13 protein-coding genes are annotated in these 13,313 nt (G+C 36.7%); 2 read left to right on the top strand and 11 right to left on the bottom strand.

The genetic code is table 11. The annotated features are described in order from the left end of the window. The first annotated feature begins 40 nt into the window (after positions 1 to 40). Positions 41 to 559: a Cys-tRNA(Pro) deacylase gene (gene ybaK, locus ACFQ32_RS01610; RefSeq protein ID WP_379906787.1), complete on the top strand. Its 519-nt coding sequence runs from the start codon at positions 41 to 43 to the stop codon at positions 557 to 559. A 129-nt stretch (positions 560 to 688) separates the two neighbouring features. Next, entirely contained in the window at positions 689 to 1,633 is a 945-nt protein-coding gene (locus ACFQ32_RS01605) for a sugar-binding transcriptional regulator (RefSeq protein ID WP_046324900.1), read from the top strand. Here ACFQ32_RS01605 and citX read toward each other — a convergent pair. The 11 genes from citX to ACFQ32_RS01550 form a co-directional block, all read right to left on the bottom strand. Continuing rightward, on the bottom strand, positions 1,630 to 2,187 hold the full coding sequence (citX, locus tag ACFQ32_RS01600; RefSeq protein ID WP_046324901.1) for a citrate lyase holo-[acyl-carrier protein] synthase: 558 nt from the start codon (positions 2,185 to 2,187) through the stop codon (positions 1,630 to 1,632). The two genes, ACFQ32_RS01605 and citX, sit on opposite strands and share 4 nt — an antisense overlap. Before the next feature lie 89 nt (positions 2,188 to 2,276). After that, the gene (gene citF, locus ACFQ32_RS01595) at positions 2,277 to 3,815 is read right to left on the bottom strand and encodes a citrate lyase subunit alpha (protein WP_143444014.1); all 1,539 of its coding nucleotides are present in this window, start codon (positions 3,813 to 3,815) and stop codon (positions 2,277 to 2,279) included. Continuing rightward, positions 3,805 to 4,719: an aldolase/citrate lyase family protein gene (locus ACFQ32_RS01590; RefSeq protein ID WP_046324903.1), complete on the bottom strand. Its 915-nt coding sequence runs from the start codon at positions 4,717 to 4,719 to the stop codon at positions 3,805 to 3,807. The genes citF and ACFQ32_RS01590 overlap by 11 nt, the downstream gene beginning before the upstream one ends. Next, complete coding sequence (citD, locus tag ACFQ32_RS01585) at positions 4,720 to 5,016, bottom strand: citrate lyase acyl carrier protein (protein ID WP_046324904.1); 297 nt, start codon at positions 5,014 to 5,016, stop codon at positions 4,720 to 4,722. After that, entirely contained in the window at positions 5,006 to 6,061 is a 1,056-nt protein-coding gene (gene citC, locus ACFQ32_RS01580) for a [citrate (pro-3S)-lyase] ligase (RefSeq protein ID WP_046324905.1), read from the bottom strand. The genes citD and citC overlap by 11 nt, the downstream gene beginning before the upstream one ends. A gap of 20 nt (positions 6,062 to 6,081) precedes the next feature. Beyond that, positions 6,082 to 6,876: an alpha/beta fold hydrolase gene (locus tag ACFQ32_RS01575; protein ID WP_046324906.1), complete on the bottom strand. Its 795-nt coding sequence runs from the start codon at positions 6,874 to 6,876 to the stop codon at positions 6,082 to 6,084. Continuing rightward, positions 6,877 to 8,343 carry a DASS family sodium-coupled anion symporter gene (locus ACFQ32_RS01570; protein WP_046324907.1) on the bottom strand — a complete coding sequence of 489 codons (1,467 nt, stop codon included), beginning with the start codon at positions 8,341 to 8,343 and terminating at the stop codon, positions 6,877 to 6,879. Between the two features lie 5 nt (positions 8,344 to 8,348). Then, on the bottom strand, positions 8,349 to 9,059 hold the full coding sequence (locus ACFQ32_RS01565) for an RraA family protein (protein ID WP_046324908.1): 711 nt from the start codon (positions 9,057 to 9,059) through the stop codon (positions 8,349 to 8,351). 20 nt (positions 9,060 to 9,079) lie between these two features. Further along, positions 9,080 to 10,009, bottom strand: coding sequence for an L-lactate dehydrogenase (locus ACFQ32_RS01560; RefSeq protein ID WP_046324909.1), 930 nt, complete (start codon positions 10,007 to 10,009; stop codon positions 9,080 to 9,082). A gap of 403 nt (positions 10,010 to 10,412) precedes the next feature. Next, complete coding sequence (locus ACFQ32_RS01555) at positions 10,413 to 11,807, bottom strand: flavocytochrome c (RefSeq protein ID WP_046324910.1); 1,395 nt, start codon at positions 11,805 to 11,807, stop codon at positions 10,413 to 10,415. A 30-nt stretch (positions 11,808 to 11,837) separates the two neighbouring features. Continuing rightward, positions 11,838 to 13,241, bottom strand: coding sequence for a class II fumarate hydratase (locus ACFQ32_RS01550; protein ID WP_046324911.1), 1,404 nt, complete (start codon positions 13,239 to 13,241; stop codon positions 11,838 to 11,840). Between the last annotated feature and the right edge of the window lie 72 nt (positions 13,242 to 13,313).

Raw genomic sequence — 13,313 nt, 5'->3', positions numbered from 1 at the left:
TTTAAACTTCCTTTTTATTTTCCCTTTTTGTAATGCTATCATGAAAAGGGTGATCAATTTGTCAAAAAAGAAAAATAATATTGAAAAAACACTTGTCGAAAAAATTTTAGACAAGAACAAGATTCCATATCGTCAAGCAGAGTTTGCCACCCACGAGGATTCTGGTGGTGTAGCACAAATGGATACATCCATTTTAAACGAGAAAGAACATTTGGTCTATAAAACTCTCGTTTGTTCTGGAAATAACACTAAAGTTCTGGTAGGGGTTGTACCAGTAACAGAACATTTAAGCATGAAAAAACTAGCGCAAAATTCTGGAAACAAAAAATGTGAAATGTTACCTTTAAAAGATTTGGAAAAAACTACAGGTTATGCTCACGGTGCCAACACGCCTATTGGTATTTATTTCAAACATCATTTTCCTATTTTTCTTGATAAAAGCATGTCTAAAGAAAGCGAGATAGCAGTTTCAAGTGGTAAAATTGGCCGCAGCGTCTTTTTAAAACCGCAAGATTTGCAAAAAATTACACATGCGAAGTTTTGCGATTTATTAGAGTAAGAAATAAATATATTTTTCTGATATTCTGAAAAATATTTTATTTTAAAAAGTTGTTTAGGTTATAGTATTAAAGCGCTTTTTCTAATATAATTAAAATAAATGTAGAGTATGAAGAATAGGAATAACCAAATGACATTGTTAACAGATGAGCAAATTGCAAATATTGCACATGACTATTTTTTAAGTAAGTTAAATATTGCTGAAATTTCTAAGAAATACAATCTTTCTCGTTATCTTATTGCAAAAGCAATAGACGAAGCGGAAGACAAGGGCATTGTAAAAATTAGTATTTATCAAAGTCCCAAAAGAGCGCAAAATCTTGAACGGGAGTTTCAAAAACTTTTCGATCTGAAAGAAGTTTATATCTTAGAAGATAAAGAAACTAAAAATCAAGACAATGAAATGATTGTCAATTTTGCCGCCAAACAAATTCAAAACTATATTAATTCTGCTCACGTCGTGGGATTAACTTGGGGGACACTTTTAAGAGACATTATTGATGATTTTTCAGCCGAAACTCGCGCTGACCTGACATTTATTCAACTATTAGGTCAAGTGGTAAATTCTAGTAAACGCAAGCAGCCGCTTATTCAACATGCTGCTGACAAATTTAATGCAAAAAGTTTAACCTTTCCCGCACCTCTTTATGCAATTGATCCGAGACTCGTCAAAAAAATTCAGCAAGAACCTTATTATCAATATATTGAAAAATATTTTTCACAACTTGATCTGGTATTTGCAAGTATTGGTACCATGCAATCACTGGAATCAGGGCAATTTTTTATGGATTATTACGCTGATAAACTGTTTACTGGAATTGAAAAAAATCAGTTAGCAGGAATTATTTTTGGCAGACCTTATGATATTAAAGGTCGTTTTTATAGTCCAATTGAGCCTCATATATCTGGCATCAGTCTTTCCGACATTTTTGCAGTTCCTGATCGGTTTGTAATTGTTAAAAACCGGTTTAAGGAAGATGCACTTTTGGGGGCTCTTAGATCTGGCATAATAACGCATTTAATTACCACTTCGGGTATAGCTGAAAGAGTTTTACGCAAAAATGAGGCACTTTAATTTGCGGATTTTTTACAGAACTCTTCATTATATAAGCTTGTAATATAATTTTGCAGATCTGCCACTGAATGTGTTCTTGAGCGAGCGCATTCTTTAGCGGGTTTTGAACATAAAAAGCATTTGCGAACAGGCAAGTCCAGATCTTTGCGGGATATTGTCTGTTTTTGCTTTTTAATTAATACATCGGCATCAAATAGCCGATTAATTTTTTGTTTATTTTCAAATTCAACTGCCCTTTTTTTAACTAAACGATAATCAGCATTAACGAGATAAAAGTTTTCTGAACCTGCTGCTCTCTCCCAATGTTCATACAAAGTAAAAGGTAACTGGCTATTTTGCAAAATTTCTTCTAAATTTAGAATACCTGAAGCAAAAATTTCTTTTAAATAGCGATTGTTTTTAATAGGGCCGGGAATGTTTAATTTAACATCCAGCAGCGTACATTCAGGAAACTTGTGAAATATTGTTTGTTGCAACTCTACCCTTTCATCTTTATTAGCTAATACCTCTGTAATACTCTGTGGTTCTCCTTCAGTAAATATTGTTTTTACCATTTTATCATCTTCTTTCTCTTTTTATATTATAACTAAAAAGTGTGAGAACAAGTCTTACCCTCATTCTCACACTTTAGCAAAATAATTAGTTAATCTTTTACTTGCTTAATTGTATCAATAATAGTACCATCCCGATACTGAATTAAAGCAACAACACGATCAGTATATTCTAATGGCTTTGGTGTTCCAACCTGTTTTTGTGCCATTTCTTGCAGTTCTTTGATATCAACAATATTGAGTTCAGGAACCTTAGCAAAGGCAGCTATTAAGTCTTTACGGCGAGGATTAATTGCAATTCCTCTTTCAGTCACTAAAACATCAATTGAATCTCCTGGTGTAACGACTGTTTCTACCTCTGGGACTACTGTAGCGTTGCGTCCACGTACTAACGGAGCGGTGATAATAGTCATTTTTGCTGCAGCAGCATCCTGGTGACCACCAATAGCGCCACGAATAACGCCATCGGAACCTGTCATTACGTTAACGTTAAAATTGGTATCGATTTGCAAAGCTGAGAGAATGGCCACATCTAAGTTATTTACTACGGCACCCTTATTATGAGGATCAGCATACCAGGAGGCATCAATTTCCTGTTGGTCTTTATTCTGAGCCATTGAAGCTGCAGCACCCTTGTCAAAGTCCTGAACATCCATAATTTTCTTGACCAGGCCTTCTTCAAGGAGATCAGTCGTAGGCTTTGTTATACCGCCTAGCGCGAATGATGCCTTAATCCCATCCTTTAGCATAGATTCTCTTAAGTATCTAGTCACTGCCAATGCAGCACCACCGGATCCAGTTTGGAAAGAAAATCCTTGTTTATAATATGGTGAATTTGTTATCACCTTATTAACAGTTTGTGCAATTTTCAGTTCTTTAGGATCTTTGGTAAAACGAGTCGCTCCTGAACCAATCTTATCAGCATCACCAATTTGATCAACCTTCACAACATAATCGACTTGAGTTTGTTTAATTGAGGCAGGCGTATTTGGATAATCAACTATATTGTCAGTCAGCAAAACTACTTTATCAGCATATTGTGCATCAATCAAAGCATAGCCCAAGGAGCCAAAAACTGCATCCCCTTCTTGACCATTGGCATTACCAGCTAGGTCAGCATTTGGAACACCTAAAAATGCCACATCAATTTTGATTTCTCCTTCTTCAATAGAACGAGCTCTATTGCCATGAGAACGGAAAATCACTGGGTTTTTCAAACCACCATGGGAAACAAAATCTCCCAAGCTGCCTCTCATTCCCGATGAAGTAATATTTGTGATAACACCCTTTTTTATTGCTTCAATCACCGTGTCATTCATAACACCGGTTAAGGAAGATGGAGCTAATGTTAAGTTTTGATAACCCATTTTAATAATTAGATTCATTACTTTATTAAAAGCAAAATCACCATTTCTAAAATGATGGTGGAAAGAAATAGTCATACCATCTTTTAAAGTTTTCTTAATAACATCTGCTAAAGAATCAACCACTTTTGATTCTCCCGTAGTAACTTGCACCTTAGGAGCCACTCTTTTCACTTCAGGGTTACCTATTTCCACAGATGCAAATGGTTTAAGATTCATTTTTGTCATCAAATCATCAGGCAAATTGCGTTTTACTTTATTCTCCAATGTAATTACCCTCCTCATCAATTAAATTCGATGCTTTAGCTGTTGCAATAACACGGTTAGCCTTCTCAACAACCGGTTTGTCGACCATTTTACCGTTCATTGAGATAACGCCTGAGCCTTTTGCCTTTGCTTCTTGAATAGCATTTTGGACAGAAAGAGCATTTTCAATTTCTTCCTTGGTAGGGTTAAATACCTTGTTAACCATAGGTATTTGTCTTGGATTAACTAAAGACTTACCATCATAACCTAGTTCATAGATATACTTGGTTTCACGGTAAAATCCTTCTGTATCATTCATGTTAGAAAACACAGTATCGAAAGCATAAACATCGGCTGCTCTAGCAGCTTGCAATACCATGTTGCGGGCAAATTCTAACTCACGTCCATCCGGATAACGGTGTGTGTGCATATCAGCAGTATAGTCTTCACCAGAAACGGCTAAGCCCATCATTAATGGTGTAGCTGTTGCAATTTCAGGAGCATTAAGAACACCTTTTGCACTCTCAATCGCTGCCATAACACCAATTGAGCCCTTTTGCACTCCGTATCGTTCTTCAGCATCTTCCATATCCGCTACTAATTTTTTAATCATAGCGGCCGATTCAGTTTTAGGCAGGCGAATAACATCTACTCCAGCGCGCACCATTGCCTTTACGTCTTCGTCATAAAAAGGAGTGTCTTGACCGTTAATTCTAACGACTATTTCAGCGCCACCAAAATCAACTGTTTTAATAGCATTAAATACTAACATTCTGGCTGCATCTTTTTCAGTTAATGAAACTGCATCTTCTAAGTCCAGCATAATAGAGTCAGCTCCATAAATGCCAGCGTCTTTAACCATTGCAGGATTATTACCTGGTACAAACATCATTGTTCGACGCAAACGATTTTTAACATAAGTCATTTATTGCAATACCTCCAATCTCGGCTTGTCAGTAGTTTCAGTTGCTCTTTGCGCAGCTGCTAATGTTCTTGCAGCAATTACGCAATCAAGAGCTCCTTTGTCTGTAGCCTTAACTTTTGCGTTAGTAATACCAAATTTATTTAGGGTTTCAGTTATTACCTTTTTGATCTGATCACCGTATGATTTAGCTACCTCTGAATCCAGATCAACTTCAATTCCATTTTGACCAGCAGAAATCATTATCTGAATATCTGAAGATTCTAATGTTCCTGCTACTCCAACCGTTTTAATTTCCATCAATGTTCATTCCTTTCTTTATTCTTTCTTGTAAAATTTGATAATTTTCATTTATAAAATTCATTGTAGTTGGTGGAACTAGAGTGGAAATATCTTTCAAATCACTATTTTTGATCAATTGGCGCACATTAGTTGCCGTAATTATTTTCTCGTTATCACGAAAGCGTTGCACAATTTTAACCTTAATAGTGGGACTAAGTATTTTTTGTAAACTTTGATTATAGAAATTAGTCGTCCTTGAAAATGGCTCAGTACCCAGATAACGTTTCTTAATTGTCAATTTTTGTGCAATAATATTTTTAAAAATTAAAGCGTCAATCGCCGTTTGTGTTGTAATTAGTTCATCAGGTGACTTTAAAAAATAAGCCGGAAATGTCGAGCGTGAAACTTGGTAATCTCCACCACTGACTACCACCACGTTTTTAAAGTTGGCAGTTCCTTTTTTTACTAAATCCATTCTTTCAGTTGTTTTAAATAAAGAAGCATCTGTAGCCACTACAAAAACATACACCAAATCATTTTCACTACTTGCTAGTTTTACTAACTTTTGGTGGCCCAAAGTAAATGGATTAGCATTCATTACAATTGCCGCAACTTCTTTTTGATTTTGGTTTTTAATTCTAGGCATTTTTGTTAAAAAGTCTTGAATACTTGGTGTTCCACTTTCTAAAAAAGCCGCAGTATCAGTATGAGCCAACTCATTAAAGCCTAAATGGGCGAAACTAGACGAATATTTTGCCTTGGTGAATACGAATGAATGATAAATTTTCTGACCAAAAAGGTATTCTTGCAAAGCCGACACTATTTGATTAAAGCGTGCCCCGGGAACAGCTTCATCATTTGACACTGCTATGTATTTAAGAACTTTGCCCGCAATACTACCAGTTCCAACCAAATGGCCATCTTCATCTATTAAACCAATAGTATGATCAAGAACGTCAACTTCGCGGGAGCTGAAATCTGTAATTCCCTGATTAATTAAGAAATTTTCCCATCTTGTTTTTGTGTCTGGAAAATTTAAATTGAGCTCTATTGTTTTATCCATTTATTTGGTTCTCACTTTAGCTAAAATTCTTGCAAAAATTTCATGACTTCTTGATACATTTTCAGAGGCTGTTCCGCCTGAATTAAGTGACCACAATTTGCTATTATTCCTGTGTCAATTTTAGGATTCAATTCTCTTGTAACATAGGCAAAATGATAATCAAAAAAGGGTGAATTTTGTCCTGCTAAAACGAGCATAGGAACTTTTAAGCTAACTAAAACGTCCCGCCAATCCTGCTCAGCATGATCTATTCGACAAAGATAATTTTCTTCAGCATTATACGGATATTTTTGGGCTTCAATTTTGGCCTCTTTAAACATCTCATCATTGATATGAGCATAAATACCACTGCCCTGATCTATCTTTAAATAATCCGGATAATTTTTCCAAGTTAAATCTTTAAACCCATAGTGCCAAGTGCTGTCTTGAATCATTTTTGGAGGTTGATCTAAGTCAACAATTGCCTGCAATCTTTGCGAGCCAAATAGTGAAACATAAGCCCAAATGTTTGCGGCTCCCATGGAATTGCCAACAGCAATAATATTTTTTAAATCTAATCTGCTAATGAGCTCGGCTAAATCAGCTGCATGGCGACTAATACGTTGCCCCTTAAACGTTCTTTGAGAACGTCCCTGATTTCGAGGATCAATTATGATAATGCGGTAATCTTCTGTGAAAAGCTTTACAGCTTCTTGCCATAATGTGGCAGAACTACCTATGCCAGGAACCGCTAAAATAGGCTGACCACTTTTTAATGTATCGTAATAAGTTATTCGAATACCATCATTTGTTATAAAATTGTTTGCCTTAAGCATTTACCAAATTCCAATAACTTTCATCCATAAAGTGCCTATTACGCCGAAAATCAGTAAATAGAGAATTCCTAAAATAAAATTATATTTCCACCATTCACTCTGCTTAATGTAGCCAGTTGTAGCTAATATAGAGGCCGGTCCGTTAGCATAATGAGTGGTTGAAGCATTAATTGCCCCAGTAAACGCCAAGAGCATAGCTGATAATCCTAATGGAGCTCCTGTAGCAACAGCAACAGATAAGAATGGCAGGTATAATGCTGTCATATGTGCAGTACCACTGGCAAAGAAGTAGTGGGTGTAAAACATCAAGATCACTAAAACGGCTAGTACTATTTGCCAGCTTATACCGCGAAGACTAGTCTGAATAGTCTTAGAAAACCAGTCAATGAAACCAAAGGAAATAAGTTTACTTGCCATAAATATTAAAATTGACAGCCAAATTAGAATATTCCAAGCTCCAGTTTGGTTTAAAGCATCTTTCATAGTTAAGACACCAGTTAATAGCAATAAGCCGACAGCTAAAAAGGCTACAAAAGTAGAATCTAATTGAGGAATTTTGAAGATTCCGGATAAAACCCATAAAATAATAGCCAGCAAAAATACTATTGACATAATCATTTCAGGCTTTGTCACTGGGCCCATTTTTGCTAAACGGTCACTGGCCCATTTTTTAGCATTAGGAGTTTCTTTAATTTCTGGAGGAAAAATCTTATAAATCACAACTGGAATAATAATAGTTGCAACTAGAACAGGAACTATCGCAGCTGTAAACCAGCTGATCCAGGTCATATTATAATTTTTCTGTGCCGCCATTTGAGAAGCAACCATATTAGGAGCAGCACCTGTAATAAACAGAGCAGTTGACAGAATGTTTGCATGGAAGGCTGTAAAACTAAGATAAGCTCCGATTTTCTTTCTTGAAGGATCATTAGGATCAGAATCATAATCTTTAGAGATTGATTCTGTCACCGGCCAAACTACACCACCTGTACGAGCACTATTTGATGGTATTAAAGCTCCTAAAACTAATTCCAAACCGGTAATAGCATAGCCGATACCAATGGACTTCTTACCAAATTTTTCAATCATCCAATACGCAATCCGATTACCTAAACCGGTTTTGCTAATACCATAAGCCATGATAAAAGCCATAGCAATTAGCCAAGAAGCAGAATTACTAAAGGCGCTGAGAATGCCAGATGTCACTTTACCAGTTTTGGGATCTACAACATCTTTGATTGGAGCCAAACCAACTAAAACCGTCACTATCAGTCCGATTAAAGTAGTACCACCTATTGGCAAAGGCTTTGTAATACAGCCAACAATAGTTGCTACAAAAATGGCAAACATCTCCCATGCGGAAGCAGACAAGCCACCAGGTCTCAACGGTGTGATGCCCCATAGAATCACGCCAATCACTAAAGGTAAAACAAAGCCCTTATAATTAACTTTTTCAAGTGTTTTCATAGTAATTACCTATAATTTTCCGGGCGATAAAAATCGTCGATAATTTTATAATTCTTATTCTTTAATTCATCATCAAGCCAATCTATATTTCCTGAACCATCATGAAAACTAGCTGCTTTTGCCTCATCCTTTTCATGAAAATTCTGAACAATCGGCAACAATTCAGTTGCTTCTTCCAGAGCAATTTTGATAACACCGTCAGCGTCGCCTAAAATGACGTCACCTGGGTTAACACTTACGTTACCACAAGAAACCGGTACATTAATTTCTCCTGGTCCTTCTTTATAAGGACCATCTGGAGTGGTACTTACAGCATAAATAGGCAAATCCCAGTTGCTTAAACTATCAATGTCTCTTATTGGCCCATCAACTACTACACCAGCTACATGTCTTTGATCCCGCAGCCATGTCATCATTACTTCACCAATAACTGCCCTGGTATTATCATTTTCATTATCGATGACCACCACATCACCCTCTTGGCAATATTTTAAAGCTGCATAAATAGTTAAATTATCACCTGGGCGGTTATGAACTGTAAAAGCTGGACCACACATTTCTTCATGTGGGTGCGACATCAGCCTAATTCTGGGCGACATTGCACCTGTTCTATTCATACAGTCAGCCACATTTGATGAGGGCAGCTTTTTATATGCAGAAACTACTTCTTTTGCGGGAAGCTTTCTTTGTAAAAAAATTCTCTTACCAACCTGCATTATTCATGCCTTCTTTTTAATTAATCTAAAGCAATATTATTTAGTACTTCTTGCATTTTGGCAGCCGAATCCACCATCTTTGCCTTTTCAGACTCTGAAAGTTCAGTCTCAATCACCTGGCTGATTCCAGACCCGTCAACTACTGCAGGTGTGCCTAAATAAAGTTCGCTTTTAATGCCATACTCACCATTAATTGGTGCAGATAAAGGCAAAGCAATTGAACGGTTAGTCAATATTGCGGTAACAATTTGCGTTAACATCATCGCAATGCCATAAAATGTTGCACCTTTATTTTCAATTATTTTTCCACCTTTTTGACGAATATTCAGTTCAACTTGGTTCAAAATATTATCATCAATATGAGCAAATTCTGTTAGTGGCTTACCGCCCACGATTGACTCATCAAAGTTTTCAAATGAAGTATCACCATGTTCACCTAAAACCATGGAATTAACCTCAGCCACCGGAACATTTAATCTTCTGGCTAAATCAACCTTTAAACGAGCAGTATCTAGTGATGTACCTGTCCCAATTACTTTGTTTTTCGGAAAGCCAGATAGTTTTTGGGTTAAAGTTGTCAATATATCAACTGGATTAGCAGAAACTAAGAAAATACCATTAAAGCCCGATTCAACTACTGGTTGAATGATACTTTTCAAGATGCTAACATTTTTATTCACAAGATCAAGCCGACTTTCTCCTGGCTTGCGGGGAACACCTGCTGTAATTACCACCACAGCAGCATCTTTTGCATCAGAGTATTCACCAGAATGAATATTACACTCGCCTGTAAAAGGCAGTATATCTTCCAAATCCATTGAATCTCCCACTGGACGATTCTTGACCACATCACAGATTACCAGCTCGTCAACACTAGTATGTTGCAACAAGTCATTTGCAAAAGTTGAACCTACAGCTCCGTCTCCAACCAATAATACTTTCTTATTCATTAAGTCATTTCCTTTCGAATTTTTTAAAAATGTAATCCTTTACATCCACATTATAAATTTTATTTCTATTATTTGCAATATTTAAAATAAATAATTTATTTTTTAATTTTTTTAAAAATAAAAACAGTCTTACATATTTAAAATTCGGTTTGTTAATAAGGTAAAAATTAGTATTTTTGGCATACCCGTTTACTTAAAAACCTAAAATAAAAAAGCCCTTCGTCGCTGCTAGACGACAAAGAGCTTGAAAACTGCTAAACATAATTTTGCTTATGTAAAATAAAAAACAGTAAACAAATCACTGGCAAAACCCCAGCTTACAAAGCGTAGAAACTAACAAAATACCTATCAGTATTATCAACGGCTGACACTTTTTTTAAGCACCAATTTAGTTAAATTATAGTTATTGGTTTTTGACAAACTTGCTCATTTGTATTCCTGCTTGCCTGCCAAAAATGACAGTTTCAGCAATCGAGTTGCCACCAATTCGGTTATTTCCGTGTAATCCACCTGAAACTTCTCCCGCAGCATAGAGGCCTTTAATAATGTTACCGTCTGTATCATAAACTTCGGTCTTGGGATTGATATGGATACCGCCCATAGTATAGTGGATAGCCGGGTTAATATGAATTGCAAAGAATGGTCCCTGCGCAATTTGATGCTCCATTCCTGTTGTTCTGCCAAATTCTTTATCTGTTTTATTGGTGACAGACTCATTCCAATTAGTAATAGTTTCATTCAAGTTCGAAGCTGTGACGCCAATATTTTGAGCTAGATCAGAAATTGTTTCCCCGTGACTAACCAATCCTACGTGATCATAAAATTCAACAGCAGTAAAGTTATTTCTAATACCTTGATCGAACACCAAAAAAGCACCGTTCTCATTTAAGTTGCTAATGGCGTCAGAAACAATTTTACGTGTACTTAACTCGTTGACGAATCTTTTACCAGATTTGTTAACGAGAATAGCTCCTTCTCCTCTTAAGCCTTCTCCGATCAAGTAGACGTGGTCAGTATCAGTTTGTGCAGTTGGGTGCACTTGAATAAAGTCCATTTGCTCTAGTTGTGCATCAATTTGAATAGCAAGTTTTAAACCATCGCCAGTAGCACCGGGCTGATTGGTAGTCTGATAATTTACCAGGTCAGGACGATATTTTTTAATTAATTCTTTAGACGAGCCAAAGCCACCTGAAGCCAATAGCACAGCGTTTGCACTTACTTTTACTTCTCCTTTTGGAGTATCAACCTGGACACCTGTTACTTGTTGTTTATAATCTTGTAAAAGCTTAGTTACTTTTGCATTATTAAAAACTGGTATTTTATCTTCGTGGATTTGCTTTAAAGCACCGGTAACCAAATAATTGCCGACTGGGGCCATTGAAGCTGGACGGTGAGCTCTCTTCTTGCTCATCCCACCAGTAATAGTTAAATTAGTTAGCTCTATCCCGTGATCCATTAGCCAAGCTATTGCAAGAGCAGAATGATCGACAAAGTAGCGCAAAAGTTCACGGTCATTCATCATTCCTCCACCCTTGAGAGTTTCACGATAAAAATCTTCTTTATCATCTATAATTCCCTGTTTTATTTGAACAAGACTTTCAGAAGCATTCATTCCAGAAGAAGCCCTGTTTGTGTTCCCACCTAAATCAGAATTCTTTTCAAAGACAGCAACATTCAGTCCTAATTCATGAGCCTGAATAGCTGCAGTTAAGCCGGCACCACCTGCACCGATTATAATTGCGTCATAACTTTCTTGTATTTCAGAAGCCTTATTAGGCGTAAAAACAAATTTACCCATTGATTTCTCCTCTACAGAAATTTAAAAGATTTATTTTTCAGGATTAGTCTGAGAAATATTGGTCATCTCCATATAATCCATCCATTCATCATATTCCTTTTCAGTTAATTTGCCACTTTTAAGGGCTGCTTCTTTAAGCGTTGTACCTTCTTTATCCGCAGTCTGTGCAATCTTAGCAGCTGCATGATAGCCAATATGAGGTGACAAAGCCGTCACTGTCATTAAAGAACTTGCAAGCAAATCGTCCATTTTTTCAGCGTTTACCGTTAAGCCGGCAATCATTTTATCAGCAAAACCATTAATGGTACCGGTTAAAATGTCGCAAGAATCCAGAAAAGCTGTGATCATGACAGTTTTATAAACATTCATTTCAAAATTTCCTTGTGAGCAGGCAAAAGTGATAGTAGTATCATTGCCAAAAACTTTTGCAGCTGCCATAGTCACGGCCTCAGCCTGAGTAGGGTTAACTTTGCCAGGCATAATTGAGGAACCCGGTTCATTAGCCGGAATATTAAGTTCGTGATAGCCTGCTCTTGGACCTGATGCCAAGAATCTTATATCTTGGGCTATCTTAAACATATCGGCAGCCAAAGTTTTTAAAGCACCATGGACAACATCTATGCCAGAATGGTGAGCTAAACCCCAAAACTTATTGGTATTAACTTTAAAATCGTGGCCGTAAACTTGGGATAGTTTGTCAGTAATTTTGACAGTCATTCCCGGTGCAGCATTAAGGCCTGTCCCAACAGCAGTACCACCAATCGCCAGTTCATACAATGTAGGCTTAAGCTCTTGAATATAAGATAAATCATGTTTTAAAGCTGAAATATAACCTGAAACCTCTTGCCCAAAAGTTATCGGAGTAGCATCTTGCAGGTGAGTACGGCCAACTTTGACGGTTTTCCAATACTTGTCCTGCTTAATTTTGAGTTCGTCAATTAAGTGTTGCACAGCCGGTTCAAGTTTATCTAAAGCTTCCACTGCCACAATGTTCATTGCTGTGGGATAAGTATCGTTTGAAGATTGTCCTCTGTTAACGTCATCATTAGGCAAAATATTCAAATTGGGATGCATCTTGTTAGCTAAATTTGCTACTACTTCGTTAACATTCATATTGCTCTGAGTACCAGAACCGGTTTGTAATACGTGTAACGGAAAATCTTGTCGCAATTCATGATCATCTAATTTTAATAGTTGATCAATCGCTTCCTCAATAGCTTGTCCTTTTTCTGCTGGTTCATCGCCGACTTCTACATTCGATTCAGCTGCAGCTTTTTTTAAATGTAAAAAAGCACGAATAATTGCAAGCGGCATTAATTCACCACTGGGAAAATTGTTACGACTCCTTTCAGTTTGAGGACCCCACAGTGCATTTTTAGGAATTTTAACAGGACCAATTGTATCACTTTCAACACGGTATTCTTCTTTACTCATACTAAATCTCCTTTTTCAAATGTTAGTATTTAAGCTATTAAAGCAGTAATATTCTCTTGCACTTATAATACA

Source organism: Lactobacillus melliventris (assembly GCF_042679465.1).
GTDB classification, from domain to species: Bacteria; Bacillota; Bacilli; order Lactobacillales; family Lactobacillaceae; genus Lactobacillus; species Lactobacillus melliventris.
This window is presented reverse-complemented; position numbering and strand designations above follow the sequence as displayed.

What these genes read in the sequence shown, in the direction of transcription:
- ybaK (WP_379906787.1), top strand. Translation starts at nt 41, where the DNA reads ATGAAAAGGGTGATCAATTTGTCAAAAAAGAAAAATAATATTGAAAAA.
- ACFQ32_RS01605 (WP_046324900.1), top strand. Translation starts at nt 689, where the DNA reads ATGACATTGTTAACAGATGAGCAAATTGCAAATATTGCACATGACTAT.
- citX (WP_046324901.1), bottom strand. Translation starts at nt 2,187, where the DNA reads ATGGTAAAAACAATATTTACTGAAGGAGAACCACAGAGTATTACAGAG.
- ACFQ32_RS01590 (WP_046324903.1), bottom strand. Translation starts at nt 4,719, where the DNA reads ATGACTTATGTTAAAAATCGTTTGCGTCGAACAATGATGTTTGTACCA.
- citD (WP_046324904.1), bottom strand. Translation starts at nt 5,016, where the DNA reads ATGGAAATTAAAACGGTTGGAGTAGCAGGAACATTAGAATCTTCAGAT.
- citC (WP_046324905.1), bottom strand. Translation starts at nt 6,061, where the DNA reads ATGGATAAAACAATAGAGCTCAATTTAAATTTTCCAGACACAAAAACA.
- ACFQ32_RS01575 (WP_046324906.1), bottom strand. Translation starts at nt 6,876, where the DNA reads ATGCTTAAGGCAAACAATTTTATAACAAATGATGGTATTCGAATAACT.
- ACFQ32_RS01570 (WP_046324907.1), bottom strand. Translation starts at nt 8,343, where the DNA reads ATGAAAACACTTGAAAAAGTTAATTATAAGGGCTTTGTTTTACCTTTA.
- ACFQ32_RS01565 (WP_046324908.1), bottom strand. Translation starts at nt 9,059, where the DNA reads ATGCAGGTTGGTAAGAGAATTTTTTTACAAAGAAAGCTTCCCGCAAAA.
- ACFQ32_RS01560 (WP_046324909.1), bottom strand. Translation starts at nt 10,009, where the DNA reads ATGAATAAGAAAGTATTATTGGTTGGAGACGGAGCTGTAGGTTCAACT.
- ACFQ32_RS01555 (WP_046324910.1), bottom strand. Translation starts at nt 11,807, where the DNA reads ATGGGTAAATTTGTTTTTACGCCTAATAAGGCTTCTGAAATACAAGAA.
- ACFQ32_RS01550 (WP_046324911.1), bottom strand. Translation starts at nt 13,241, where the DNA reads ATGAGTAAAGAAGAATACCGTGTTGAAAGTGATACAATTGGTCCTGTT.